Source organism: Streptomyces sp. NPDC048825 (assembly GCF_043198355.1).
In the GTDB taxonomy this organism is placed as follows: Bacteria; Actinomycetota; Actinomycetes; order Streptomycetales; family Streptomycetaceae; genus Streptomyces; species Streptomyces xiangluensis.
Genome location: NZ_JBICUR010000017.1, coordinates 51,256 through 75,451, shown reverse-complemented (window position 1 = coordinate 75,451; position 24,196 = coordinate 51,256). Strand labels below are relative to the sequence as shown.

The 24,196-nt window shown below is 71.0% G+C and carries 21 protein-coding genes; 9 read left to right on the top strand and 12 right to left on the bottom strand.

Going from position 1 to position 24,196, the window contains the following annotated elements:
- Positions 1 to 7: 7 nt before the first annotated feature.
- From ACGFNK_RS33945 to ACGFNK_RS33930, 4 genes are all read right to left on the bottom strand, one after another.
- Positions 8 to 322, bottom strand: coding sequence for a putative quinol monooxygenase (locus ACGFNK_RS33945; protein WP_393422087.1), 315 nt, complete (start codon positions 320 to 322; stop codon positions 8 to 10).
- A gap of 72 nt (positions 323 to 394) precedes the next feature.
- A complete protein-coding gene (locus tag ACGFNK_RS33940; protein ID WP_393422085.1) occupies positions 395 to 2,131 on the bottom strand; it encodes a PEP-utilizing enzyme in 1,737 nt (578 codons plus the stop codon).
- Between the two features lie 32 nt (positions 2,132 to 2,163).
- Positions 2,164 to 2,955: an SDR family NAD(P)-dependent oxidoreductase gene (locus tag ACGFNK_RS33935; protein WP_393422082.1), complete on the bottom strand. Its 792-nt coding sequence runs from the start codon at positions 2,953 to 2,955 to the stop codon at positions 2,164 to 2,166.
- 29 nt (positions 2,956 to 2,984) lie between these two features.
- Positions 2,985 to 4,262, bottom strand: coding sequence for an aromatic ring-hydroxylating dioxygenase subunit alpha (locus ACGFNK_RS33930; protein WP_393422080.1), 1,278 nt, complete (start codon positions 4,260 to 4,262; stop codon positions 2,985 to 2,987).
- A 294-nt stretch (positions 4,263 to 4,556) separates the two neighbouring features.
- Between ACGFNK_RS33930 and ACGFNK_RS33925 the strand changes: the two genes are divergently transcribed.
- The 4 genes from ACGFNK_RS33925 to ACGFNK_RS33910 all read left to right on the top strand — a co-directional run bounded on the left by ACGFNK_RS33925 (position 4,557) and on the right by ACGFNK_RS33910 (position 8,631).
- Positions 4,557 to 5,015 (top strand): VOC family protein, encoded by a 459-nt coding sequence (locus ACGFNK_RS33925; protein WP_393422078.1) that lies wholly within the window; start codon positions 4,557 to 4,559, stop codon positions 5,013 to 5,015.
- A 178-nt stretch (positions 5,016 to 5,193) separates the two neighbouring features.
- A complete protein-coding gene (locus ACGFNK_RS33920; RefSeq protein WP_393422076.1) occupies positions 5,194 to 6,165 on the top strand; it encodes a thiamine pyrophosphate-dependent dehydrogenase E1 component subunit alpha in 972 nt (323 codons plus the stop codon).
- A 5-nt stretch (positions 6,166 to 6,170) separates the two neighbouring features.
- On the top strand, positions 6,171 to 7,196 hold the full coding sequence (locus ACGFNK_RS33915) for an alpha-ketoacid dehydrogenase subunit beta (protein ID WP_393422074.1): 1,026 nt from the start codon (positions 6,171 to 6,173) through the stop codon (positions 7,194 to 7,196).
- A gap of 4 nt (positions 7,197 to 7,200) precedes the next feature.
- Positions 7,201 to 8,631, top strand: a complete 1,431-nt coding sequence (locus tag ACGFNK_RS33910) for a dihydrolipoamide acetyltransferase family protein (RefSeq protein WP_393422072.1) — start codon at positions 7,201 to 7,203, stop codon at positions 8,629 to 8,631.
- Positions 8,632 to 8,663: 32 nt separating this feature from the next.
- Here the strand turns inward: ACGFNK_RS33910 and ACGFNK_RS33905 are convergent, their stop codons facing one another.
- A complete protein-coding gene (locus ACGFNK_RS33905) occupies positions 8,664 to 9,275 on the bottom strand; it encodes a TetR/AcrR family transcriptional regulator (RefSeq protein WP_393422070.1) in 612 nt (203 codons plus the stop codon).
- Between the two features lie 143 nt (positions 9,276 to 9,418).
- On the opposite strand from ACGFNK_RS33905, the gene ACGFNK_RS33900 reads away from it, so the two are divergent.
- Positions 9,419 to 10,072, top strand: coding sequence for a TetR/AcrR family transcriptional regulator (locus ACGFNK_RS33900; RefSeq protein ID WP_393422069.1), 654 nt, complete (start codon positions 9,419 to 9,421; stop codon positions 10,070 to 10,072).
- A 6-nt stretch (positions 10,073 to 10,078) separates the two neighbouring features.
- On the opposite strand, the gene ACGFNK_RS33895 is transcribed toward ACGFNK_RS33900, so the two are convergent.
- The 7 genes from ACGFNK_RS33895 to ACGFNK_RS33865 all read right to left on the bottom strand — a co-directional run bounded on the left by ACGFNK_RS33895 (position 10,079) and on the right by ACGFNK_RS33865 (position 17,661).
- A complete protein-coding gene (locus tag ACGFNK_RS33895; RefSeq protein ID WP_393422067.1) occupies positions 10,079 to 10,783 on the bottom strand; it encodes an SDR family NAD(P)-dependent oxidoreductase in 705 nt (234 codons plus the stop codon).
- Positions 10,784 to 10,798: 15 nt separating this feature from the next.
- Positions 10,799 to 11,953, bottom strand: a complete 1,155-nt coding sequence (locus tag ACGFNK_RS33890; RefSeq protein WP_386348460.1) for a thiolase family protein — start codon at positions 11,951 to 11,953, stop codon at positions 10,799 to 10,801.
- The gene (locus tag ACGFNK_RS33885; RefSeq protein ID WP_393422065.1) at positions 11,950 to 12,369 is read right to left on the bottom strand and encodes a Zn-ribbon domain-containing OB-fold protein; all 420 of its coding nucleotides are present in this window, start codon (positions 12,367 to 12,369) and stop codon (positions 11,950 to 11,952) included. Before ACGFNK_RS33885 ends, ACGFNK_RS33890 begins: the two co-directional genes overlap by 4 nt.
- A 58-nt stretch (positions 12,370 to 12,427) precedes the next feature.
- Complete coding sequence (locus ACGFNK_RS33880) at positions 12,428 to 13,546, bottom strand: acyl-CoA dehydrogenase family protein (protein ID WP_393422063.1); 1,119 nt, start codon at positions 13,544 to 13,546, stop codon at positions 12,428 to 12,430.
- The gene (locus ACGFNK_RS33875; RefSeq protein ID WP_393422061.1) at positions 13,543 to 16,116 is read right to left on the bottom strand and encodes a putative PEP-binding protein; all 2,574 of its coding nucleotides are present in this window, start codon (positions 16,114 to 16,116) and stop codon (positions 13,543 to 13,545) included. The genes ACGFNK_RS33880 and ACGFNK_RS33875 overlap by 4 nt, the downstream gene beginning before the upstream one ends.
- The gene (locus tag ACGFNK_RS33870) at positions 16,113 to 16,745 is read right to left on the bottom strand and encodes a hypothetical protein (RefSeq protein ID WP_393422059.1); all 633 of its coding nucleotides are present in this window, start codon (positions 16,743 to 16,745) and stop codon (positions 16,113 to 16,115) included. Before ACGFNK_RS33870 ends, ACGFNK_RS33875 begins: the two co-directional genes overlap by 4 nt.
- A 91-nt stretch (positions 16,746 to 16,836) precedes the next feature.
- A complete protein-coding gene (locus ACGFNK_RS33865) occupies positions 16,837 to 17,661 on the bottom strand; it encodes an enoyl-CoA hydratase/isomerase family protein (protein WP_393422057.1) in 825 nt (274 codons plus the stop codon).
- Between the two features lie 171 nt (positions 17,662 to 17,832).
- Here ACGFNK_RS33865 and ACGFNK_RS33860 point away from each other — a divergent pair, with 171 nt between their 5' ends.
- The 4 genes from ACGFNK_RS33860 (at position 17,833) to ACGFNK_RS33845 (ending at position 23,906) form a co-directional block, all read left to right on the top strand.
- Complete coding sequence (locus ACGFNK_RS33860; protein ID WP_393422055.1) at positions 17,833 to 19,053, top strand: acyl-CoA dehydrogenase family protein; 1,221 nt, start codon at positions 17,833 to 17,835, stop codon at positions 19,051 to 19,053.
- A 388-nt stretch (positions 19,054 to 19,441) separates the two neighbouring features.
- Positions 19,442 to 20,947: a metallophosphoesterase gene (locus tag ACGFNK_RS33855; protein ID WP_393422053.1), complete on the top strand. Its 1,506-nt coding sequence runs from the start codon at positions 19,442 to 19,444 to the stop codon at positions 20,945 to 20,947.
- Between the two features lie 188 nt (positions 20,948 to 21,135).
- Positions 21,136 to 23,052, top strand: a complete 1,917-nt coding sequence (locus ACGFNK_RS33850) for a stealth family protein (protein WP_393422051.1) — start codon at positions 21,136 to 21,138, stop codon at positions 23,050 to 23,052.
- Complete coding sequence (locus ACGFNK_RS33845; protein WP_393422049.1) at positions 22,971 to 23,906, top strand: FkbM family methyltransferase; 936 nt, start codon at positions 22,971 to 22,973, stop codon at positions 23,904 to 23,906. Before ACGFNK_RS33850 ends, ACGFNK_RS33845 begins: the two co-directional genes overlap by 82 nt.
- Positions 23,907 to 24,196: the final 290 nt, after the last annotated feature.

Sequence of the window (24,196 nt, the reverse complement as noted above, 5' to 3'; positions counted from 1 at the left end):
TTCGCCGTCAGCGCATGGAGCGGGATGCCTCGACCACGTGGACCTGCAAGGAGACGCCTACGCGGGTCAGCCCGGCCACGGCCGCCCGGAAATCCTTGATGTGCGGGGTGGTGAAGTGGTCGTCGAGGGCACGCTGGGAGGCCCAGCGCTCGTACACGCGGATCCGCCGCTCGTCGCTCGGGTCCGCGGTCATGGCGTAGTCGAGACAACCGGGCTCTTCTTCGAGGGTCCGGTGCCCCAGTTCGACCAGATGCCCCAGCATCGTGTCGCGGTCGCCGGCCTCGTAGTCCATCCAGCCGGCGACGATGACTTCCTCTGACACGGTGGTCCTTTCCACGGGTCATGCACGCGGGCCCGTCGCCCCTGTCAGGGGAAGCGACGGGCCCGCGGCGGTTCAGATGACGAGCGCCGCCGGGACGCTGTCCACGGTGACCGTTCCCTTGTCGCCGTCGATCGTGATCACCATGCCGTCCCGCAACCGCCGCGTACCGCCCTCGACGGAGATCACGGCCGGAATACCGAGCTCGCGGCAGACCACGACGGCGTGGCTGTTGAGCGCCCCGACGTCCACGACGGCGGCTCCGGCGACGAGGAACAACGGGGTCCAGGCCGCGTCGGTGATCGGCGCCACCAGTACCTCGCCCGGCTCCAACGCCTCGCAGGAGGCCGGGTCGGTGACCACCCGCACCCTGCCGGTGTAGGTGCCGTGGCTGCCGCCGACGCCGCTGAGCACATCGCCCTCGACCGCGGCCTCGGTGCGTTCCTCGGTGCGCCGCGGCCAGGTGTCGATCTCGGTCTGCGCGTCCGCCGCGACGAAGAACGGCGGTTCCAGCTCGTGCAGGCCGGCGTACTCCTCCAGCCGCTGCGCGATGACGGTGCCGAAGGGCTCCGGGTCGGCGACGTAGTCGTCCAGCTCGGTGTCCAGCAGCATCATCACGTCCTCGGGCTTCGCGATGCGTCCCGCCTCGACGCCGCGGCGGCCGAGCTCTCGTACCGCCATCCGGATCTCGTTGACGACGGTCACACAGTTCGCCTTGGTGCGTTCGCGGGCCGGGATCCACACCTGCGCGGCGTGCATGCCGGCGTCGAACATCGGCTGTACGTCCTCGGGCAGTACGGCCCGGATCTCCTGCGCCGTCTGCTCACGCCGCCCGGTCAGCCGCTGGTGGCGGACGGCCGGGGAGTCGTCGTCCGCGCTGTGCCGGATCCGGTCGACCAGGGCCAGTACCTGAACCGGCGCCGCTTCCCAGGACAGTGCGTGGATGTCCCACTCGTTGGGACCGCGGTCCCCGGACTCGGCCAGGAACTCCTCGAACGCGTCACGGAACGCCTTCACGTCCCCGGTCGCCCCGTCGAGCGCCCGCTCCACCGCGGCCGTGCCCTCGCCGAAGAGCGCGGTGAGTTCCGCGGAGGCGGCCACCTGGCGGGACAGCGTCCACAACCCGGTCGAGGGCGAGGCCGAGTCGACGTCACCCAGCCCGCCGATGAGGTCGAGCAGGTCGCCGGAACGGTCCACGCTCGCGCACAGCGGGCCGAGGATCGCCGGTCCGACGGACGCGGGCAGCGACGACTCGACATGCCGCTGGAACGTCGTCTCCACCTCGTCGAGCAGCGAGCGGGCGTGCGCCACCAGCTCGGCGTCCGACAACCGCGTCAGGTCGGGCCGCTCACGGCGGATCCGGCGCAGCCGCTCCCGGTCGGCGTCGGCCTCCGGGAAGGAGGTCTGGCCGAGCATCCGCTGCAGCGTGCCGCCGGCCTTGGCCGTCAGCTCGCCGTCCTGGTCCTCGGGGTGCGCCACGTACACCGGCGTGTCGGAGCGCTGGCCGACGAAGGCCGTGTCGATCTGGTCGGCGGTCTGGCCCATACGGATGCCGAACAGCCGCATGTGCGACAGGTTGAGGTAGAAGTAGCCGCCGAACATGCCGACGAACGGCGGGCGGGGACCGGCCACCTCCTCCTCGCGGTAGATGCCGAACCCGACGAAACCGCGACGCCAGCCCTGCAGACCGCGCCCCCATACCAGGGTCCAGCCCAGCGGGCTCGCCGGCTCGGGAAGGGTCTCCCCCGCGTTGGCCCGGGTGTAGTGCGGCAGCCGCTCACTGCGCTGCCAGTCCGTGATCCAGCTCTTCATGACCGAGGGCCTCCCGCCGTCCGTCCCGGTGCCTACCACTGCGCCGTGCCGCCGTCGACGCTGATCAGCGTGCCCGTGATGCCCGCGCCCGCGTCACTGGCGAGCAGCGAGGCGACACCGGCGATCTGCTCCACGGTGGTGATCTTCTTGGTGGCGGCGTGCTCGGCGAAGCGGCCCAGCCACTCCTCGTACGAGATTCCCTCGGCCTCGGCCGCCGCCGGCCCCGCGGCCCGCATCAGGTCGGTGTCGACGGCGCCGGGGCAGATGGCGTTGCAGGTGATGCCCTGCGTGCCGTACTCGAACGCGGTCGCCTTGGTCAGTCCGTGGATGGCGTGCTTGTTGGTGATGTAGTGGCTGATCGCCGGCTTGTTGGCCTGCTTGCCCTCGACGGAGGAGATGTTGATGATGCGCCCCCAGCCACCCGCCAGCATCTTCGGAAGGGCGCGGCGGGTGCCGTAGAAGTAGGCGTTGAGGTTCAGCTTCAGCGCGTCGTGCCAGGCCTCGTCGCTGAGCTCGTGGATCGGGGCGAAGCCCGAGGTGCCGCCGACGTTGTTGACCCAGATGTCGAGGCGGCCGAAGCGCTCGACGGCGAAGTCGGCCAGGCCCTCGATGTCCTCCTGGCTGTTGGCGTCGCAGGGGTGGAAGACGGCCCGGTCCCCGGCACCGATCTCCTCCAGGGCCTGCTTGCCCTTGAGCTCCGAACGGCCGCTGATGACGACCGTTGCGCCTTCGGCCAGGAAGGCCTCGGCGATGGCGCGGCCGATGCTGCGCGTGCTGCCTGTGATCACTGCGACGCGTCCGTCGAGGCTGCCCGTAGCCACCATGGTGTTCTCCCGCGAATCTTGTTGGTTCGTCACCTGGCGGCTCTGACGGCTGCTGTGTCCAGGTGCTGGTGAATGGTGCGGTGGAAGTGCTGGAGTCCGGGCTCGTTGCGCCCGAAGACGAAGTCGGTGCCGCTGAGGGCCTGCAGGCCCTGCTGGACGCCGTAGGTGGTCGCGTAGTCCTCGTCGCGGACCACCTCGTGGAACCACTCGCCGAACCGGTCGGCGGCCTGGCGTTCCTCCTCGCTGACCGCCGGTTCCCGCAGCAGGATGATCTGCTGGGTCACCGACTCGGTGGCCGTCCGGGGAAGCACCAGGGAGACGGCGATCTTCTGGCGCCAGCCACCGGCGATCGCCAGCCCTGGGTACAGCCAGTAGATGGGGCCGACGCAGTCGCCGGGATCGCGCTTGTCCGGGGACAGTTCGACCGCCTGCGCGATGGGGCGCAGGGCCGGTGCAAGGCGCTGGTGAGGGCCCCACGTGTCATGGGCCATCATGTTGGAGAGGTTCGTCTCGAACACCGTCTTCGGGTGCAGCGAGGCGAAGTGGTACGTCTCCAGGTATCCGTCGAGGGTGACCTTCCAGTTGGGGCTGGTCAGCTCCTTGGTGGAGTAGTGATGACACTCCCCCAGACGCATCCCCTCCAGGAGCGGCTGCAGATCACCCAGCCAGGCGTCGAGGTCGTGCTCGGCCGCCGGGTCGAGAGAGACGAAGACGATCCCGGCACGTTCCCCGGCCGGGAGCCTGATCAGGCTGCGTCCCTCGCGGGGCACCTCTCCGAAGGTCTTCTCCGCGTACACGCCCCGCAGTTCCCCGGCCAGATCGTACGACCAGGAGTGGTACGGGCAGGTGAGGCGCTTGGACACCCCGCAGCCGGGTTCGATGATCTTCGCGCCCCGGTGGCGGCAGGCATTGATCATCGCGTGTACCGCGCCCTGGCGGTCGCGGGTGATCAGCACCGGAACGCCGAGCACGTCCAGGGCCTTGTACGTATTCGGCCCCGGAAGCTCGGCGGACATGGCGAGCGGCAGCGGGACGCTCCGGTGTACAGCGTCCATCTCCCGTTGCCAGCGGTCGGCGTCGTGGTAGTGAGCCACGGGTTCGGTCCACTGGCCGTCCACCTCGTGCGTCGTGTTGTCGCGGTAGTGCGTCATCACGCGCTCGACGAGTTCGGCGGCCTCCCGTCGCATCGTCACGGATGCGGCATCGGTGGACCGGTCCTGGCTGATCCACGAGGAGTACTCGGGGGCTGGGGGCGGCTGACGCCGGGCGTCTGTCTCCGAGGCCTCAGGCGTACTGATCTGGACCACGTTGTCCTCACAATCCTCCCAGCCGCGAGCCGGCGAAGGGCTTCGGATGCGACAGCTGGGCTGTGACGCACACGACAACAGGACTTAGTGTTGTCTGTCAATAGAAAGTGGTGAAGTCGCCACACGGCTCCTCGCAGACCACCTCGCATTCCGTGGCTTCCAGCGTCTCGGTGGGCCGCGATCTTTCTTTCATTCCGCTCCAGTCACGCGAGCGCGATGGCCGGACATTCGACGAGGGGTGGCGGTGGGGTGAGCGAGGACAGGACGACCCCGGCACATCAGCCGGCGACCCGCATGACCGAGCCGTTCGAGGTGGGCGTGGTCGTACGCGACCTGGAGCTGATGGAGCACTTCTACCGCGAGGTGCTCGGCTGCCCCGCGGTGCACCGCTCGCACATACCGGAGTCCATCGGCGCTCCGGCCGGACTGGGGGGCGAGCTCTTGGTCGTCTGGCTGCAGGTGCCCTCCGGCGGGCGCATCAAGCTGATCCTGCCTCAGACACCTCCACCCCCCGTCCAGTCGGCCGCGCCGCTGACCGCGGCCCGGGGGCTGGCGTACCTCACCTTCCACCTCGACGACCTGGACCCGATGGTGGCGGCACTGACGGCCGCGGGCGCCCGGCCCCTGTCGGACCCGGTCGTCGTCCCGGCGCGGGGGCGGCGGATCAGCTTCTGGGCGGACCCGGAAGGCAACGCGGTGGAGTTGGCCGACGGGCGGGGCGCCGATCCGGGACCGGATCGGGCAGAGGCGTAGTAATTAGAGAGCCTGTTCAGTAAGGTGCCGTCTGCTACTTACTGTAGACCGGCACAACAAAGTCCGAATACGTGGCACACCAGCACACCTCCCTCGGGCGAAGGGGCGGACGATGGCTCAACGGGCCTCAAGCACATCAAGCACATCCAGGGCATCGAAGAAGTCGGCCGAGCCGACCGTGAACCAGGCATCCACGCAGGTCATCAGGGACCTGCACGAGCGCATGGTGCGCATCCGGCTGTTCGAGACCGAGGCGGGCAAGCTCATGGAGGCCGGCAAGCTGCCGGGCTTCCTGCACCTGTACGTCGGCCAGGAAGCCGTGGCCGCGGGGGTGATGGCGGCCCTCCGCGACGACGACCAGATCACCTCCACCCACCGGGGACACGGCCACGCCGTGGCCAAGGGCGTCAGCTTCAGGCACATGTACGCCGAGCTGTACGGCCGGGTCACCGGAGCCTGCCTCGGACGCGGCGGCAGCATGCACATCAACGACCTCAGCCTCGGCATGCTCGGCGCCAACGGCATCGTCGGCGCCGGCATCCCGATCGCCGTCGGCGCCGCCTTCGCCGCCCAGTACAAGGGCGAGGACAGCGTCGCCGTCACCTTCTTCGGCGACGGCGCCACGAACATCGGCAGCTTCCACGAGGCCGCCAACATGGCCGCCATCCTGCGCCTGCCGGTGCTGTTCATCTGCGAGAACAACGGCTACGCCGAGTTCACGCCTCAGTCGAAGCACATGCTGATCACCGATGTCGCCGACCGGGCCGCGGCCTACGGCATGCCCAGTGTGATCGTCGACGGCATGGACGCGGTCGCCGTCCACCGCGCGGCCGCCGAGGCGGTCGAACGGGCCCGGGCGGGTGAGGGCCCCATGATGATCGAGGCCAAGACCTACCGCTACTACGACCACCAGGGCGTCAAGGGACTGCGTCACCCTTACCGCTCCCAGGAGGAGGTCGACGAGTGGAAGGCCCGCGACGCGATCGACCTGCTGGAGGCCCGCGCCCTCGCCGACGGCACCGCCACCCGCGCGGAGCTGGACGACACCTGGCAGCGCACCCGCGACGCGATCGCCGAGGCCATCGCGTACGCCGAGGCCAGCCCGCTGCCCGACACCGCCGACCTGCTGCTCAACGTCTACTCGGGGTGACCGCCATGACCACCATCACCGAAACACCCACCGCCGCCCCGGCCGCCACGGACCGCAAACTGACCTACGTCAAGGCCTTCAACGAAGGACTGGCGCAGGCCATGCGCGAGGACGAGAACGTCTTCGTCGCCGGCGAGGACGTGGCCGGATACGGCGGCGTCTTCCGCATGTTCGACAACCTGCTCGACGAGTTCGGCCCGCGCCGCATGATCGACACGCCGATCTCCGAGGCCGCGCTGGTCGGCCTGGGCGTGGGCGCCGCCGCCCGGGGTCTGCGCCCCGTCGTCGACCTGATGTTCATGGACTTCATCGGCGTCTGCCTGGACCAGATCGTCAACCAGGCCGCCAAGATGAAGTACATGTTCGGCGGCGGCCTCTCCGTGCCGCTCACCATCACCACCGCCTCCGGCGCCGGCCTCGGCGCCGCCGCCCAGCACAGCCAGAGCCTGGAGGCCTGGCTCGCCCACGTGCCCGGCCTCAAGGTCGTCATGCCGTCCGACGCGTACACCGCCAAGGGCCTGACGGTCTCGGCGATCCGGGACAACAACCCGGTCGTCGTCATGCTCAACAAGGTCCTGCTCGGCAGCAAGGGCGAGGTGCCCGAACCGATCTACGGGATCCCGCTCGGGCAGGCCCACACCGCGCGTCAGGGCTCCGACGTCACCGTCATCGCACTGGGCCGCATGGTGGGCGAGGCACTCGCGGCAGCCGACGAACTCGCCGCCGAGGGCATCGAGATCGAGGTGATCGACCCCCGGACCGTCCAGCCCCTGGACACCGAGACCATGATCGCCTCTGTCCGCCGCACCAACCGGGCCCTCGTGGTCCACGAGGCCGTCACCTTCGGCGGACTCGGCGCGGAGATCGCCGCCCAGATCCAGGACGCGGCCTTCGATTATCTGGACGCGCCGATCCTGCGCATCGGCGCCCCCTTCTCCCCCGTGCCGTTCTCTCCGGTGCTGGAGAAGGCGTACGTCCCCGACCGCGGCCGCATCGCCCAGGGCTGCCGCCGTCTCCTCGAAAGGTCGTGACGAAGTGGCCGTCGAGGTTCTCCTGCCGAAGCTTGGCCTGACGATGCAGGAAGGCACGATCGACGAGTGGCTCGTGCCCACCGGAGCCGCCGTCTCGGAGGGCGACGCACTGCTGCGGCTGGCCACCGACAAGGTCGACGTGGATGTCGAGGCGGAGGCCGGGGGAATGTTCCATCCCATGGTCCCGGCCGGTACGACGCTCCCCGTCGGGGCGCTCATCGGCTGGCTGCTGGCCGAGGGCGAGCAGCCGTCGGACCTGGCCGGTTCGCCGATGCCCGCCGAATCCGGGGCCACGGGTACGGCTGCGCCGGCCACGACTGCGGACGCCTCCTCCGGCGCGCTCTCCCTCAATGGCAGCGCCACGCCGAACGGCTCCGGGGGCCGCCTCCTGGCCTCCCCGAACGCCCGGCGGGTGGCGGCCGAGGCCGTCGTCGACATCACCGTCGTACACGGCACCGGGCCCGGCGGCCGGATCGTCTCCGAGGACGTGGAGGACTTCCTCGCCGCCGCTGCCGCCTCTCCCGCGGCACCGACGGCACCGGCGCCCTCCGTTCTGCCCGACGACTCCGTCGTCCCCGTCTCGCCGCTGGTACGCCGGCTGGCGAAGGAGCGGGGCATCGACCTGTCCGAGGTGACCGGCACCGGGCTCGGCGGCCGGGTCCGCAGGTCCGACCTCGACGCCGTCCCCACGGCGACCGAACCGGCGCCCGCAGCAGCGGCCGTCCGCCGCAGTGCCGCACCCCAGCCGGGAGACGTCCTCCCCCTGACCGGAATGCGCGGCACCATCGCCCGCCGGATGCACGCCAGCCTCCAGGAGATGGCGCAGCTGACGCACGGCTACGAGGTGCGGATGGACGCCGTCGTGTCCTTGCGGGCCCAGCTCAAGGAGGAATGGGCCGACAGCGATCTGCCCGTCCCCAGCCTCAACGACTTCCTGCTCAAGGCCGCCGCACTGGCCCTGCGCGAGCACCCGCTGCTCAACGCGACGGTGCGGGAAGACGGGATCCATCTGCTCGGCGACATCCACCTCGGCTTCGCGGTGGCCGTTCCGGGCGGCCTGATGGTCCCCGTGATCGAGGACGCGGTGCTGATGCCGTTGCCCGAGATCGCCCGCCGGTCGAGAACCCTGGCCGAGGCCGCGCGTGAGGGGCGGATCTCTCCGGCCCAACTGGAAGGCGCCACCTTCGCCGTCACGTCGCTGGGCGGATACGGCGTCGACTTCTTCACCCCCGTGATCAACCCCGGCAATGTCGCCATTCTCGGCGTGGGCAGGCTCAGGGACGGTGTCGAGTGGGTGGACGACCGGCCGCTGCGGACGCAGGTGCTCACCCTGAGCCTCACCTTCGACCACCGTGCCGTCGACGGGGCACCGGCGGCCGAGTATCTACGCACGGTCGGTGAGTTGCTGCGCAAGCCGCTCCGGCTGCTGGTCTGATCCTGGGCGGAGAGCTGATCCGGGGTCAAGGGCTATTCGCCCGGCGCCGGGTCGGCGATCCGCTCGGCGAGGCGACCGACCTCGCGGACGAAGGAGCGGTGTCCGAGCGAGCGGTAGACGTCGTCCCCGCGGACCTGCGAGATCGCGGAGGTCTCCAGCAGCGACAGCAGGCCCAGGGCGATGACGGCGGCCTCCGCCTCGGACACCGACTCACGGGCCTTGCGGGTCAGCCGTACCAGTTCCTCCAGCAACTGCGTCCGGCTCTCGTGGCGCAGCGCCTCCGCCTCCTGGCTCATGCCGGCCGAGGACGTGAAGAACACGGTGGCGGCGGACCGGTGTTCGCCCAGCCAGGCCACCAGAGCGGTGAGGGCCGGTCCGAGGGGCGAGCCGGGCGCGTGGGCCTCCGTGAGCGCATGCAGCTCTTCGCGCAGCGCTCCGGCGAACACCCGCATCCCTTCCACAAGGACCTTGTCCTTGGAGGAGAAGTGGTAGTAGACCGCTGCCGAGGTCATCTCCGCACGAGCGGCGATGTCGGCCACCGTGACCTCGTCCGGCGACTGGGTGGCGAACAGCTCCGTGGCCGCTTCGATCACCCACTGCTTGCGCGAAGGACGGTGCGCGGCGCGGGCTCCGGATGTCGTCATGGTGTCAAGTATGCCGCGATCTTCGTACTCCGACGGCACACGCGTAGCAGGAATTACGTCATCGACCTGGCGGAGTTACTGGATAGCATGGTCAGTGAACAGGGCCCACAGACGCGGGTTCGCGGCAGCCGCCAGGGAGCATGATGGCCACCACGCAGAACGGCAAGCAGCCCGCCCACCGACCCTCGCGACGACAGCACATCATCACCGCCGCCGTGCGCGTGTTCGGCCGCAACGGAGTCGCGGAGACCAGCATCCAGGACATCGCGGACGAGGCCCAGGTCGTGCCCACGGCCGTCTACTACCACTTCGACGGCAAGGAAGAGCTGCTCGAACTCGCCATGCGGCGGGTCTTCGACCAGCTGAACGCGGTGGTGGAGTCGGCCCGCCCGGAGTCCGAGCCCGGTAGCGCGGAGGGCCTGCTGCGGGTCATCGACGCGGTATGGGACTGGGTGGAGCAGAACCCCGAGGAGGCCCGGCTGTACCAGGTGCAGATCGCCTCCGCCAACGGCAACGTCAAGGTGTTGCGGGACGAGTTCGAGCAGCGGCACATCCAGCGGGCGTACGACTATCTGCCGGAGGGCACCACGCGCAGTCCCCGGGCGGCCAAGTCACGGCACGCGGCGCAGGCGCTCGCGGTCCGCACGCTGATCAGTACGACCATGCTGGTCACCGCGCTGCGGGCGGAAGGCGGGCCGCTGTCCCACCTGCCCTCCCGGTCCGTACAGGAGGCGGTCAGGTCGCTGGCGCTGCGGATCGTCACCGCCGAGCCGAAGCCGGCCTCCGCATCCGCCTGAGGCGGTTCACCAGGGCAGGGGCTTGCGTTCGGCGAACAGCCCACCCGTCGTCCCGTCGCCGTCGGGGAGGGTGGCCAGCCAGACCGGGGTGTCCGCGCCCTCCTCCGGACCGCGGGGGGCAGCGGAACCGCCCATGCCGCTGCGAGTCCAGCCGGGGTCGGCGGCATTGACCAGGACGCCTGTGCCCGCCAGTTCGGCCGCGAGCATACGGGTCAGGGCGTTGAGGGCGGTCTTGGAGATCCGGTAGGCCGGGTGGCGGCCGGAGTCGATCAGCGCCAGCGAGCCGTACGAGCTGGTGACGTTGACGACCCGTCCGTAGCCGCCCCGTGCCATGCCCGGCACGACGGCCTCGGCCAGCCGCCAGGCGCCCACCAGATTGGTGTCCAGCGTGCTGCGCAGGGTGTCCTCGTCGAGTTCCAGGGCTGTTCGCGATGCGTCAATGCTGACCCCGGCATTGTTGACGAGGACGTCGATCGTGCCGAAGCGCCCCAGAGCCTCCCGTACCGCTTCCGTGATGCTCGCGGTGGAGGCCACGTCCAGGGCCAGCGGCACCGCCGCAGGACCGATACTGCGGCAGACCTCCTCGGCTGCCTCCCGCCTTCTGGCGGCCACCAGGACCCGCAGCCCCCCGTGGGCCAGTTGACGGCAGATCTCCGTTCCCAGCCCGCGCGCTCCGCCGGTGACCAGTGCGGTTCTGTTGCCGTGCTCCATGGTGTGCCTGCCCTCTCAGACCGTCAGCACCGAGCAGGCGCTGATCCCGGGTGCGCCGTACACATGGGTGAAGCCCACCCGGGGAGCGCCCGGCACCTGCACACCCGGCGCCCGGCCCTGCAACTGCCGTACGACCTCGTGGAACTGACGCAGCCCGGAGGCGCCGACGGGCTCGCCACCGGCCAGGCAGCCGCCGTCGGTGTTGACCGGGATACGGCCCGTGGGATCGGTGTCCCCGCCGGCGAGGAGTTCCTCCTGCTCGCCGTGGCCGCACAGTCCGGTTTCCGCCAGGTGGATCAGTTCCGATCCGCTGTCGGTGTCCTGCAACTGGGCAACTTGTACGTCCGCGGGCCGAAGCCCCGCCGTGCGGAAGGCCGCCTCCGCGGCGTCGACGCTCGGGCTGCGGTGCGGTCCGGGCGGCAGCCAGGGCGAGAACACCTCGAACGAGCCGAACCGTCTGGTCCTGAAGGCCAACGACGCCAGTTTGACCGGCCGTTCGCACAGGTCGAAGGCGCGGTCGCCGAGCGCCAGCACCAGAGCCGCCGCGCCCTGCCCCGGTGAGCAGAACATGTACTGGGTGAGGGGCGGACTGACCTCGGCGGAGTTGAGGATCTCCTCCTCCGTCAGCTCCTTGCGCCGCCAGGCCAGGGGGTGCTGGGAGCCGTTGCGGAAGGCCCGCGCGGCCACCCTCGCCAGCGCCCGCTCCGCGATCCCGTGCTCGTGCAGGTACCGCTGGGTCTTCAGGGCGAAGAACTGGGTGGTCAGCATCATGCCGGTCTCGGCGTACCAGTCGGGCAGTCCGTAGCGTGCCGCGGAGACGTTGAAGGCGCCCCGCTCGTGCTTGTCGAAACCCACGGCCAGCCCCAGTGAGGCCTCGCCGGCGCGCAGTGCGTTGGCCACCGCGAGCACCGTCGAGGCACCGGTGGCGCAGCCGTTCTGCACATTGGCGAACGGCACACCGGTCAGGCCCAGACGGCCGACCAGGGTGTCGGGCTTGCCGGACACGTCGGAGCCGCCCACCGCGTAACCGATGTCCTCCCAGGCGACACCGGCGTCGGCCAGGGCCTCGCGTACCGCACGCTCCGCCATGTCCATCCCGGTGACGGTCTCGTCGCGGCCGAAGGGATGCATGCCGCAGCCGACGACATAGACCTCGTCGCTCCGGCTCATCGCTCCCCTTCCCCGTCCGGGCGGAACGCGAAGGTCAGAACCTCGGTCCCGTCCTCGTCGTGGTACGCGGTCACCATGGTGAGCCGGACCGGCAGCCCGATCCGTATCTCGGTGCGGGGAACCTCCAGCCGCGCCTCGATCAGCACCTCACCGAGGTCGACATAGCCCACGTGGTACGGCCGGTAGCCCCCGGTCGGCGGCCGGTACGGCGACTTGGGCTGGAACGCCTGCAGCGTCCACGACCACACCCGCCCGGTCACCGGCAGCACGTGCGCGGACATGGCTCCGTCCGAGCACTTGGGGCACGAGTCCTGCCGGGGGAAGACCACGGTGGTGCAGCCGGAGCAGCGCGCGCCGGTGAGGCGCGGTGGATTCGCGCTCTCGAACAGTCCCTCGTCGATGAGTCTGCTGATCATGCCGTCCTGCCCTTTTCTGCACGGTCGTCGTGCGGTGGTGCTGTGACCGCGGGTGAAGTCACCAGCCCAGCAGTCCGGCCAGCCGTTCCCGGTGGTGTGCGGCGCCGCCCAGCAGGACGGCGTCGGACTGGGCGCGCCGGAAGTACAGGTGCGCGTCGTGCTCCCAGGTGAAGCCCATGCCGCCGTGCAGTTGGACGCACTCGGCGGCGACGGACACGAACGCCTCGCCGCACCAGGCCTGCGCCACCGCCGCCGCTTCGGCCAGCGACTCGGGCGAGTCGGCCGCGCGGACGGCGCGCACCACCGCGGACCGCGCGGCTTCGACCTGGAGCAGCATGTCGGCACAGGTGTGCTTGATCGCCTGGAAGCTGCCGATGGCCCTGCCGAACTGTGTGCGGTCGCGTACATGGGCCACCGTCATGTCCAACGCGGCCTGAGCGCCCCCGAGTTGCTCGGCTGCCAGGGCCACCAGGGCCACATCCAGGGCGCGGTTCACGATGTCCGCCCCCTCGCCCCCGGCGGTCAGGGGCCGGGCACGCGCACCGGAGAAGGAGACCACCGCCTGTCCGCGGCTGAGGTCCAGGGTGGGTACTCGGCGGACCGTCACCCCGGGCTCGCTCGGGTCGGCGAGGAAGAGGTCCAGGCCGTCGGCGCCGCCGGCGGCGACGACCAGGCGTTCGGCGTCGGCACCGTCCAGTACGAAGGGAGCGGTGCCGTCGAGGAGCGGGACGCCGCCCCGCCAGGTGACGGCCACCGGCACGGCGTCCGGCCGCCACACCCCGTCGGGCGCCGCCACTGCCAGGGCGTGCACCTTGCCCTCGGCCAGTTCCGCCAGCGCCCGGTCGGCCGTGCCGCAGCCGGCCAGCACCTGCCCGGCCAGCGCGGTGGAGGACAACAAGGGCACCGGCACGAGGGTCCTGCCCAGTTCCTCGCAGACCGCGGCGATCTCGGCGAGGCCGCCGATGCCGCCTGCCGCCTCGGGCAGACCAAGGGCCGCGAGGCCGACCTGCCGACCTAGGGTGTCCCACAACTTGGCGTCGATGCCCGGGGAATGCTCAGGCAGCCGGCGCACGGCGGCGGTGCCGCCGGCGTCGGCGCACACCGACCGTACGGTCTCGCGCAGGTCGTCCAGTTCGGCGTCCGACAGGGCCGTGCCGTCGGTCACGGTGCTCGTCATCGTGCGCTCCCGCTCTCGTCGCGCTGCTCCAGCACGGCACTGTGTGCCGCGGCCATCCGGGCGACCGGCACGCGGTGCGCGGAACAGGACACGTAGTCGAGGCCCAGGCCGTCGCAGAAGGCGATGGACTCCGGGTCTCCGCCGTGCTCACCGCACACGCCCAACTTGATGTCCGGGCGTACGCTCCGTGCCCGCTCCACCGCCAGGGCGATCAGCGCGCCCACCCCGTGCGGATCGAGCCGGGCGAACGGGCTGGCCGTCAGGAACCCGCGTTCCTGGTACGAGGCGAGCACCTGGCGCTCGACGTCGTCCCTGGAGAATCCGTAGGTGAGCTGGGTGAGGTCGTTGGTGCCGAAGGAGAAGAACTCGGCGTGTTCGGCGAGTTCGCCGGCCAGCAGCGCGGCGCGCGGTGTCTCGATCATCGTGCCGAGCCGGTACGGGACCTCCACACCGGTGCGGGCGGCAACCGCCTCGGCGGCGCCCCGTACGTACGCGGCCGCGGCGGCCAGTTCCTCCGGCAGGCTGACGAGCGGGATCATCACCTCCAGCTCGGGCCGCACTCCGGTGGCGGCGACATCGGCCCAGGCGGTGAAGAGCGCCTCGGCCTGCGCCGGGTAGAGCCTCTCGTGCAGCAGGGCCAGGCGCACGCCGCGCAGACCGAGCATCGGATTCGCCTCACGCAGTGCGGCGGCCCGCTGCTCCTCGGCGGCGTCCTGCGCCTCCCCGGCGGCGGGCAGGAACTCGTGCAGCGGGGCGTCCAGCAGGCGTACCGTCACCGGCCGGTCCCCCACCGCGGCCAGCAGCGCCTTGAAGTCCTCGTGCTGGGCCTGTTCCAGTGCCGACAGCGCCTCGTCGCGGGCCGCGGCGTCGGCGGCCAGGATGACCCGGCGGATCAGCGGCAGCCGGTCGCCGAGGAACTGGTGCTCCGTACGGCACAGCCCCACCCCCTCCGCGCCCAGGGCGACGGCGGTGCTCACCTCCGCCGCGGTGTCGGCGTTGGCGCGCACGCCCAGCCGGCGCATCCCGTCCGCCCACTCCAGCAGGGTGGACAGTTCGGGCGGCGGTCCGGCGACACTGACGCTCAGCGTCCCCTCGTAGACGGCTCCGGTACGGCCGTCCAGCGAGACGGCATCGCCTTCGCGCAGTACCCGGTCCCCGATCTGTACGGTGCCGGCGGCCCGGTCGGCGCGCAGTCCCTCGGCGCCGCACACGGCGGGTTTGCCCGCACCGCGCGCCACCACGGCGGCGTGCGAGGCGATGCCGCCGCTGCCGGTGAGTACGGCGACGGCGGCCAGCATCCCGGGAACGTCGGCCGGAGTCGTCTCATGGGCCACGAGCACGACCTGCGTGCCGTCCGCGGCCAGTTCGAGGGCACGTTCGCTCGACAGGACGATCGCGCCGGTCGCCGCCCCCGGGGAGGCGGGCAGTCCCTTCACCAGGAGCTGCTCGCCGCCGGTCAGCCGGAGCTGGGGGTGCAGCAGTTCCTGTACCTGCGCGGGGCTGATCCGGCGCACGGCTTCTTCCCGGTCGAGTGCTCCGTCCCCGGCCAGGTCCGCGGCGAGGCACACCGCCGCACGTAGCGGCGGGCGGCTCTGCGCCGAGGCGGCCAGTAGCGAGATCTCGCCGTCGCGCACCTCGAAGTCGACGGTGACCGGGGCGTGCAGATGACGTTCGAGGGTGAGCAGCGAGTGCTCAAGCAGCGCGGCACTCCCGCCCAGCTTCTCCAGCGGCTCGCCCGTGCGTGGGGGCGGCGCGCTGCGGCGTACGCCCCGGAAGAAGGAGCCCTGCGGCGAGAAGCGGCCGCTGTCGGGGGGCCGGCTGACCGCCGTGCCGAAGCCGGAGTGGTCCCATGGCCCGATGCGCACGGCCTGGACATGCAGTGCGATGCCCAGCTCCGCGGGGAGCCGCTGGGCTTTGCGGGATCGCCTGGCCCGGGGTGAGGCCCACCGCCCCAGAACCGCCCGAGCGGCCAGCGCGAGCTGCTCGGCCGGGTCGTCGGGGTACGGCCGCTCGGCATGCCGGGCGACCGTCGAGAGCAGTGCGTCGACGCGGGCCCTGGGATCAGGGGCGTCGAGCGATGCGTCGTCGAGCTCCGGTGCGGGCACGTCAAGGGCGTACTCTGCGATCATCCGGACGGTGGCCGCCCATACGTCGTACAGCACATCGTCGCGGCCGATGACGGCACGGATGCCATCGGCGTCGGCCGGGGTGATACCGATGCAGGCGAGTTCCGGCGGCAGCCCGGCGACCTCGGTCGACGCGCTCGCCGACAGACGCAGCAGCAGCGGCCTGCTCCCGTCGCCGATCCGCCGTCCCGACAGCTGCTCCACGAGGTCCAGGGCGGCGCGGGCGGTACCCGGCTCGTACAGCGACGCGGCCGAGCCCGCCGGCACCGTCAGTCCGGGCACCACTGGGAGCCCGAGGGCCACCAGCCGGTCCATGGCGATGCCGTGCGTGCCCAGTTCACCGGCGTCCAGCCCCCGGATCCGTCCCTGGCCGTAGGGCACCAGGGCGTGGCTGGGGGTGTGCGTCTGCGCGAGTGTGCCCAAGTGGCGGTCGGTGATGCTCAACCCCGGCTCCTGGTGACGAGTTCCTCTTCGAGCGCCTCGTCCTTCGCCCGGCTGATCCCCAGAACCAGCAGCAGTTCCTGGTGGAGCCGCATCCACACGGTGTGGTACGAGTCGCACAGGGGCGAGGCCAGCCACTCCACCGCGCCGTCGTCGAAGCGGTCGAGGGCTTCCTCCAGGGCAGTGACATACGGCCCGCTGCCCGACGGCAGCCCGTCCAGCCTGCGCAGTACGGGCTGGATGGCCTCGTGCACGTCTTCCAGCGACTCGCGCACCCCGGCGTCGTAGACACTGTCGCTGTGGTCGTTGACCGTGCCGTCGGGCCGGCACTGCCAGGCCGTGCACACCTCGCGCAGTGTCCTGTTGACGGGCAGGAAGGCCTCGTAGGCGGCGGTGATCTGCTGCTCCTGTTCGGAACCGGCGGAAACCCGCAGGATCCGCGCCGCCGCTGCCCTGGCGGGCTCCGTCGGCAGCACCATCGGGCCCTTCACCATGGCCAGCCCGGCGTCGACCAGGGGGCGGTAGTCCGCCTCGGGCCTGCCGCGCCACATCCCACGCAGAACGAGGTCGACCACGGCTTCGGTGAGGTTCTCATCGAGAGCGTCCGTCCGGCCCACGGCAGCAGATTGCATCGCCACACCATTTCCCCGGTGCTGTCGCCCGGTCCTCAGTTCTGTGTTGCCCGGAGGTTACGCTCCGGCAGAGGTGTTAGTGAAGAGCTAATCAAGAAACACTTTCCGGACTGCTTGGCACGGACTGGCCGCCGCCCACCCGTGCACGAGCCCGCGGGGCCAGGAACGCGGTCATCCGCGCCTGCGCCTCACCGCTCCCGGCCAGGTCGGCGATCAGCCGCGCCTCCTCGTCGAGGTGACGGCTCAACCCGCCCTCGGCACCGTCACGCAGCAGACGCTTCGCTGCGCGCAGCGCCTCACCCGCCCCACCTGCCAGTTCGGCGGCGGTCCGGTACGCGGCCTCGTCCACTTCGTCGTCCTCGACGGCCCGGGAGACGAGACCGAGCCGCTCGGCCTCGTGGCCCGTGAGGACTCGGTTGGTGAGGACCAGGTCGGTCGCCAGACGGGGACCCACCAGGCGCGGCAGGAGCCAGGTGGCTCCGCAGTCCGGGGTGAGCCCCATCGCCGTGTAGGCCAGCCGGAAGCGTGCCGACCGTGTGGCCAGGACGATGTCGCCGACCAGGGCGAGACCGATTCCGCCGCCCGCGGCGGCGCCGCGCACGGCGGTCACCACGGGGACCGGCAGCTCGTACAGGGTCCGCACCGCCGCGTGTGCGGCGGTCGCCACAGCGTGCACATAGGCGCCCGTGTCCTCGCCCCGGCCGGCGAAGGCACGCAGGTCACCGCCCACACAGAAGGTGGCGCCGGCCGCCCGCAGCAGAACCGCGCCGCCCGGATCGGCGGCCACCTCGACGGCTGCGTCCCGCAGCGCCTCGGCCGTCGGGAGGTCCAGGGCGTTGCCTCTCCCGGGGTCCTCCAGCCTCAGCTCGACGACTCCGTCGGGGTGACGGACGACACGGACCGGCTGGGTGTTCATAGGGGTCTTCTTCCGTCGTCGAGGACCGCCGGGCCGAGTGCTCCCAGATCAAGCGCTCCTCAGATCCCACGCTCCTCAAGACGAGCGCCACCCAGCAAGATACTGAAGACGCTGTACAGTTTCTAGGACGCGACGGGCATCGGTGCCCGGAGCCCGTCGGCAGGAGGAACCGTGCCTATCCAGTTCGATGTCGATCCACCTGTCGCCCGACTCGCCGCCGCCACCGCGGAGTTCGTACGCGAGGTGGTCATCCCGGCCGAGCGCGAGTGCGGAGGGTCGGTGCACGACGCTCCGGAGGCCCTGCGCGACACCCTGCAGAAAGGCGCCCGCGAGGCAGGCGTGTTCGCGCCGCACGTGCCGGTGCGGTGGGGCGGGCACGGGCTCGACCTGCGCGGACAGGCCGTGGTGTTCGAGGCCGCCGGGTACTCGCTGCTGGGCCCGCTGGCGCTGAACTGCGCGGCTCCGGACGAGGGCAATATGCATCTGCTGGAGAAGGTGGCCACGGAGGAGCAGAAGGACCGCTTCCTGCGGCCGCTCGCCGCGGGCGAGGTGCGGTCCTGCTTCGCGATGACCGAACCGGCTCCGGGGGCGGGCGCCGACCCCCGCTCCCTGCGGACCACCGCGACACGGGTCCCCGGCGGGTGGCGCATCGACGGCCGCAAGTGGTTCATCAGCGGGGCCAATGGCGCAGGCTTCGCGATCGTCATGGCCCGCACCTCCGGCAGCCCCGGCGACCCGGGCGGCGCGACCATGTTCCTGGTCGACGCCGACACCCCGGGCATGCGCATCGTCCGGGACATCGAGACCCTGGACGAGGGGCTCTTCGCCGGGCACAGCGAACTCACCTTCGAGGAATGCGTGGTGAGCGAAAACCGGGTGCTCGGAGCCGTGGACCGCGGCTTCGAGAACGCCCAGGTCCGGCTCGGCCCCGCCCGTATGACCCACTGCATGCGATGGCTGGGAGCAGCCCGTCGCGCCCAGGACGTCGCACTGGAGCGGGCGGGCAGCCGGACGGCGTTCGGTTCCGTACTGGGAGACCTCGGCATGGTGCAGCAGATGCTGGCCGACTCCGAGATCGACATCGAGGCCAGCCGCGCCCTGATCCTGCGCACCGCCTGGGAGCTGGACACAGGCTCCGCCGCCGCCTCCCAGCTCACGTCGGTGTCCAAGACCTTCGTGGCGGAGGCCGTGAACCGGGTCGTCGACCGGGCGGTGCAGATCTGCGGAGCACTGGGCATCTCGGCCGCCGACGCCCCGCTGGCGCGCCTGCTCCGGGAGGTGCGGCCGTTCCGGATCTACGACGGCCCGTCGGAGACGCACCGCTTCGCGATCGCACGCCGCGCGGTGAAGCCCTACCGGCAACCACGCCCGGAGGCTACTGCCGGCTCGTGACCGGGCCGGCTCCGGCGCCTGCCGGGGTCCCGGGAACCTACGACATCGTCGCCAACCACCCAATCGCGTAGGGCAGATCATGGCCGACCGCGGCATGCGGCTGCCCACGCCCAGCCATGGCCCGGGGCAACCGGCGTGGCGAAAAACACGTCCGGGTGCGAGGCGCGGCGAGCTTGCCGCACGCCGATTCGACTCGGCGTGCGGCGCGCCCTCTCCGGGTCTCGCCAAACCCCTTGCGTTACAACGCTGTTGGACTGCCTGGGCGAGAGCGCAAGGCGTGGAGAAAGATCGAATAAGTCGGCAACCGGGCGGAGATGTCGCATTCCATACCCGGCATCGCCGCCGACATCACCGTCGGCGTTCACTGCGCGCGGGCACATACTCAGACATGCGCTGCTGTTTCTCCGCTCCCCTCGCGGCCCTGTCGGCCCTGCCCTCTCCCTGTGAAGTTCTACGTTCCGGTGCCCTCTTCGCCCCCTCGTTACTGCGGGCCGCTGCCGGTGCGCTCCATGGATCCGCCCGCAAAAGCCGCCGTCACCCCGACACCCTGGCAGCTGTCCATCTGGAACTGGTCACCCTGACCGAGGACCGCGCCATCATCACCTGGTACACCGGGATACCCGGCACCGACGACGGGCTGGGCCACATGCTCCCCGCCGTCACGGAGGGCGAGGTCGTCTACGGCACTCACCCCGCCCGGCTGGACCGCAGTGCGGCGGAGGGCCGGCCCACAGCGCACCACCATGTGGAGCTCACGGGCCTGGAGCCGGGGCAGACGTACTACTACCAGGCCCGCTCGCGGGGCGCGGTCGCCACGCCCACACCGCTGCACCTCGTCCGCGGCAACGCCGTCGGCACCAACCTCTACGGCCTCGGCACGAGCGGAGGTCCGTACTCCTTCACCACACCGCAGCCCCCGCCGGGACGGCACCTGCTGTCGATCGCGCTCTGCAACGACCTCCACATCGGGGAGACCACCGCCGGCCTCATGACCGGCGTACCCCTGATGCGCGGGGTGGCGCAGGAGCCGGGGCTCGCACCGTATCCGGAGATCATGAGCCGCGCCCTGGTGGAAGAGGCCAGGCGGCGCGGAGCGGACCTGCTGCTGGCCGCGGGGGACATCACGGCCGGCGGTGCGCTGCAAGACCTGGCCGAGGCCAAGCGGATCCTGGACGGCTTCGGCAGCCACGGACAGGACTACTTCGTCGTACGCGGAAACCACGACCGGCCCCGCCGCGACAGCGGCGGTGACGCATTCCGCGAAGGGTTCCTCGGCGGCGAAGGGCCCGCGTACTTCGCCCGCGACCTCGGCGGGCTGCGGATCGTCGGGCTCGACACGTACGAGAAGGACGGCAACGGCGCCGACGCCGGCGGGCTCGGCGCCGAGCAACTGGCCTGGTTCCGGGCCCGGTTGAAGGAGCACAGGGACCAGCCCACCATCGTGTTCGGCCACCATCCGCTGACTGTACGGGACTCCGTCTTCCCCGTGGCCCGCGGTCAGCGCCTGGGCCGCCGTCAGGCCCGCTCCATCATCGAGGCCTACGCCGCCGCGCCCGGAGTCTTCCTCCACCACGCGGGCCACACCCACCGCAACAAGCGCACCATCCTGCCGCAGGCCCCGCACGTCACCTTGCAGGAGGTCAGCGCCGCCAAGGACTACCCCGGCGGCTTCTGCCTCCTGCGGATCCACTCCGGCGGCTACGCCCTCAACCACTACAAGACCAGCAGCGCGGCGGCCCGCGCATGGGGCGAACGCAGCCGCCGGGTGGCCGGAGGCCTGTGGCCGCACCACGCCCTCGGCCGCTCGGTCACCGACCGCAACAGCATGACCGCCCACGACCTGTCCGGCATCAGCCCTGTTCGACTTGCGGCCACAGGGCTGACGAGCCTCTGACATCCCATTGCCCGCCCACGCCGCCCACGCCGCCCACGTCGCCCGCCTGGTCGCGGCTCTTGTGCGCCGACCGACGTGCCACGGGCGGTTGAGGCATTAGGATAATCGGGCTATTTCTGCTCATATCTGATATTCGCCCGGCGGGACAAGTGCATAGACACCTGGACTAGACAGACCAGGGGTGTGCCATGACCGTCAACCTCCCGGCGCAGGCCGATGCGCGCCGCGCCGCCCAGCTTCAGTCTCCACCGCCGTCCCTGATGCTCAGGACCTACCGGAGGCTGCTGCCCCTGCGGATGCGCAGGGCCGTGCGGGCCCGGTTCAGTGCGGAGCAGTGGGAGAGGCTGCGGCAGCGGCTGGAGAGACCGGCGGCCCTGGCGCGCGAGGCGCGACACCGCCGGCTATGCGCGCGCCTGAAGCGCCGAGGGCTGCTGCGGGACGGCGAACGGGTGCCCGTACAGACCGCCGGAGGGACCCGTATCGCCCTGCTGCAAGCGGGCGTGACACCCCTTCTGGCCCGGGAGCACAATCTGCGACTGGTGCTGAGCACGCTGGAGAAGGCGGGCGTGGAGCATTTCGTCGTACGCAATGCCGCGAGCACCTCCTCCGCCGTGGGGATCAGCTCCGAAGACCGGGCGGCAGCCGAAAGCGCACTGGTCGCTATGGGCGCGGACGTGCCGGCGTACCTCACGCGGACCGGTGGATCCGAGCGGGCCCGGGACCAGCGTGCAGAACCGGTCGGCTCCCGGCGTTCCTGGCACCGGGCCGCCGGCCGGCAGGTCATCCGCGTCTTCTGCTATCTGGCCGACGCCGCCGAACCCGGCATGGTGCTCGGGGCGGGCTACGGCTGCGACATCGAGGTCTGGCGACCGTCCGAGGAGGGCGCCGAACTCGTGGCGCCGCGCCGCAACCGTACCTGCGAGCGCGTCTGCCGGGAGGCGCCGGCGGTCGAGGTCCCTGGCCGCCGCTTCACCCGGCTCGCGTCCGAGCACACCTTGCCGCAGCCCGCCACCGTACGCACCCGGCGCGAGTTCGCCGAGCCGGTGCCCGACGACGTCCACTTCCCCGTCGACGCCGTGTACACCTGGGTCGACGGCTCCGACCCCGAATGGCAGCGGCGCCGCGCGACGGTCGTGGGGGAGCCGTACCACCCGCAGGCCGCCAACGCGGCCCGCTATCTCAGCCGTGACGAGCTGCGCTATTCGCTGCGCTCGCTGCACATGTACGCCCCCTGGATCCGGCATGTCTACCTGGTCACCGACCAGCAGGTTCCCTCTTGGCTGGAGACCGGACATCCCCGGCTCACGGTCGTCGACCACCGGGAGATCTTCACGGACCCCGCCGTGCTCCCGACGTTCAACTCGCACGCCATCGAGAGCCAGCTGCACCACATCGAGGGGCTCGCCGAGCATTTCCTCTACTTCAACGACGACGTCTTCCTCGGGCGCCCCACGGTGCCGCAGCACTTCTTCCTTGCCAACGGCCTCAGCAAGTTCTTCGTCTCGAAGGCCTTGCTGCCGCCCGTCGGAAGTGCGGGCGCGGACGACGTACCGGTCTCCGCCGCGGGCCTCACCAACCGCCGGCTCCTTCAGGCCCGCTTCGGCAGCAGCATCACCCAGAAGATGAAGCACACACCATGCGCGCTGCGGCGCAGTGTGCTGGCCGAGATCGAGCAGGTCTTCGCGGAGGACCACCAGCGCACCGCCGCCCACGCCTTCCGCAGCCCGGACGACATCTCGATCACCAACTCGCTGCACCACTACTACGCGTTCCACACGGGCCGGGCCGTGCCCGGCAGCATCCGCTACGACTACATCGACATCTCCCAGCCCAGCAACGCCCCACGGCTGCGCCGTCTGCTGGCCACCCGGTCGAATGTCGCCTTCTGCCTCAACGACACGGTGACCTGCGACGCCGAGAACCACACCGATGTGGCACTCGTACAGCGCTTCCTGGACAGCTACTTCCCCGCCCCCAGTCCCTTCGAGCACCAGCCCGACCACAAGGAAGCACTCTCCCTGCCATGCCCCTCGCCATCAGGCTCCCTCACCATTCCGGCATCCTCGATGCCGACGGATCCTATCCACGCGCGCTCAACGTCCTGAGCCGCAAGCAGACCGCCGTACAGCGGCAGCTGCGCCGATCGGGTCTGGCGGGGTACGAACCCGTGACCCAGGCGACACTGCTGGCCCTGGCGCAGCAGGCGCCGCCGGGCAGCGCGGTGTACGACGTCGGCGCGCACATCGGGCTCTACGCCGCACTGATCGACGCGGTGTACGGCCACCGGCTGTCGGTGCACGCCTTCGAACCGACACCGGACACGGCACGCATCTGTGAGGACATCCGCCGGCACAACGGCCTCGGCTTCGAGCTGATCACCTCGGCGGTCTCCGACACGCCGGGCACCGCCGAGCTCTGTCTGTCCCTGAAGGCCGAGTCCTCCAACTCCCTCAACGCCGCGCATCGCAAGCACACCGAGACCGTGAGCGTGCCGGTCACCACGCTGGACGTGTTCACCGAGGAACGGTCGCTCCGGCCCCACCTCATCAAGATCGATGTGGAGACGCTGGAGGGCCAGGTGCTGGCGGGCGCGCTGGAGACGGTGCGCCGGCACCGGCCCTGGATCGTGCTGGAGATCCTGCCCGGCTCCGACCATGACGCCTTGGGCCGGGCGTTGGATGTGCTCACCGAGCTGGGGTACGGACTGCATCTCCTCCAGCCGGAGAGCCCGTGGCCCGGCAGAAGCCGCAGCGACTACCGCCCACACGTGGGCAGTCAGTGCCGCGACTGGCTGCTCGCACCCGCGCCGCTCACATACGACTTCCACCACGCGGTACGCACCTGGCTCAGGGCCATCCTGGCGTGCGACGAGCGCACCAACCTGATCGTCCCCGCCGGCGTCCCCTTCCCCCGCGGCTGGAACGCCCGGTATCGGTCTGCCCTGGTGAGCTCGCCTTGAAGATCCTCTGTCTCACATGTTCGAGCCGGTGCGGATCCGAATCGGCCGACGGTGTGGCGCACTTCCGCCGGGTCTTCAAGCAGGTGTACGGCATCTGCCCTCACAGGCCACCCAGCCCGTCACGGCCGCGTCCACACAGCCGGGCGCGGCCGCGGCCAGCGCGTTCGGCCTGACCTCCTCCGGCCGGTCCGGACGGACACCCAGCCGCCGGGCGATCTCCGGGGCACCAACCGGTTGCTCTCCGTTGTCCCACGTCAGACGGCCACCGCGAAGGGAGATCACGTGCTCAC

Coding starts and splice junctions, on each gene's coding strand:
- ACGFNK_RS33940 (WP_393422085.1), bottom strand. CDS start 2,131: ATGAAGAGCTGGATCACGGACTGGCAGCGCAGTGAGCGGCTGCCGCAC.
- ACGFNK_RS33935 (WP_393422082.1), bottom strand. CDS start 2,955: ATGGTGGCTACGGGCAGCCTCGACGGACGCGTCGCAGTGATCACAGGC.
- ACGFNK_RS33925 (WP_393422078.1), top strand. CDS start 4,557: ATGACCGAGCCGTTCGAGGTGGGCGTGGTCGTACGCGACCTGGAGCTG.
- ACGFNK_RS33915 (WP_393422074.1), top strand. CDS start 6,171: ATGACCACCATCACCGAAACACCCACCGCCGCCCCGGCCGCCACGGAC.
- ACGFNK_RS33905 (WP_393422070.1), bottom strand. CDS start 9,275: ATGACGACATCCGGAGCCCGCGCCGCGCACCGTCCTTCGCGCAAGCAG.
- ACGFNK_RS33900 (WP_393422069.1), top strand. CDS start 9,419: ATGGCCACCACGCAGAACGGCAAGCAGCCCGCCCACCGACCCTCGCGA.
- ACGFNK_RS33895 (WP_393422067.1), bottom strand. CDS start 10,783: ATGGAGCACGGCAACAGAACCGCACTGGTCACCGGCGGAGCGCGCGGG.
- ACGFNK_RS33890 (WP_386348460.1), bottom strand. CDS start 11,953: ATGAGCCGGAGCGACGAGGTCTATGTCGTCGGCTGCGGCATGCATCCC.
- ACGFNK_RS33885 (WP_393422065.1), bottom strand. CDS start 12,369: ATGATCAGCAGACTCATCGACGAGGGACTGTTCGAGAGCGCGAATCCA.
- ACGFNK_RS33880 (WP_393422063.1), bottom strand. CDS start 13,546: ATGACGAGCACCGTGACCGACGGCACGGCCCTGTCGGACGCCGAACTG.
- ACGFNK_RS33870 (WP_393422059.1), bottom strand. CDS start 16,745: ATGCAATCTGCTGCCGTGGGCCGGACGGACGCTCTCGATGAGAACCTC.
- ACGFNK_RS33865 (WP_393422057.1), bottom strand. CDS start 17,661: ATGAACACCCAGCCGGTCCGTGTCGTCCGTCACCCCGACGGAGTCGTC.
- ACGFNK_RS33855 (WP_393422053.1), top strand. CDS start 19,442: ATGCGCTGCTGTTTCTCCGCTCCCCTCGCGGCCCTGTCGGCCCTGCCC.
- ACGFNK_RS33850 (WP_393422051.1), top strand. CDS start 21,136: ATGACCGTCAACCTCCCGGCGCAGGCCGATGCGCGCCGCGCCGCCCAG.
- ACGFNK_RS33845 (WP_393422049.1), top strand. CDS start 22,971: ATGCCCCTCGCCATCAGGCTCCCTCACCATTCCGGCATCCTCGATGCC.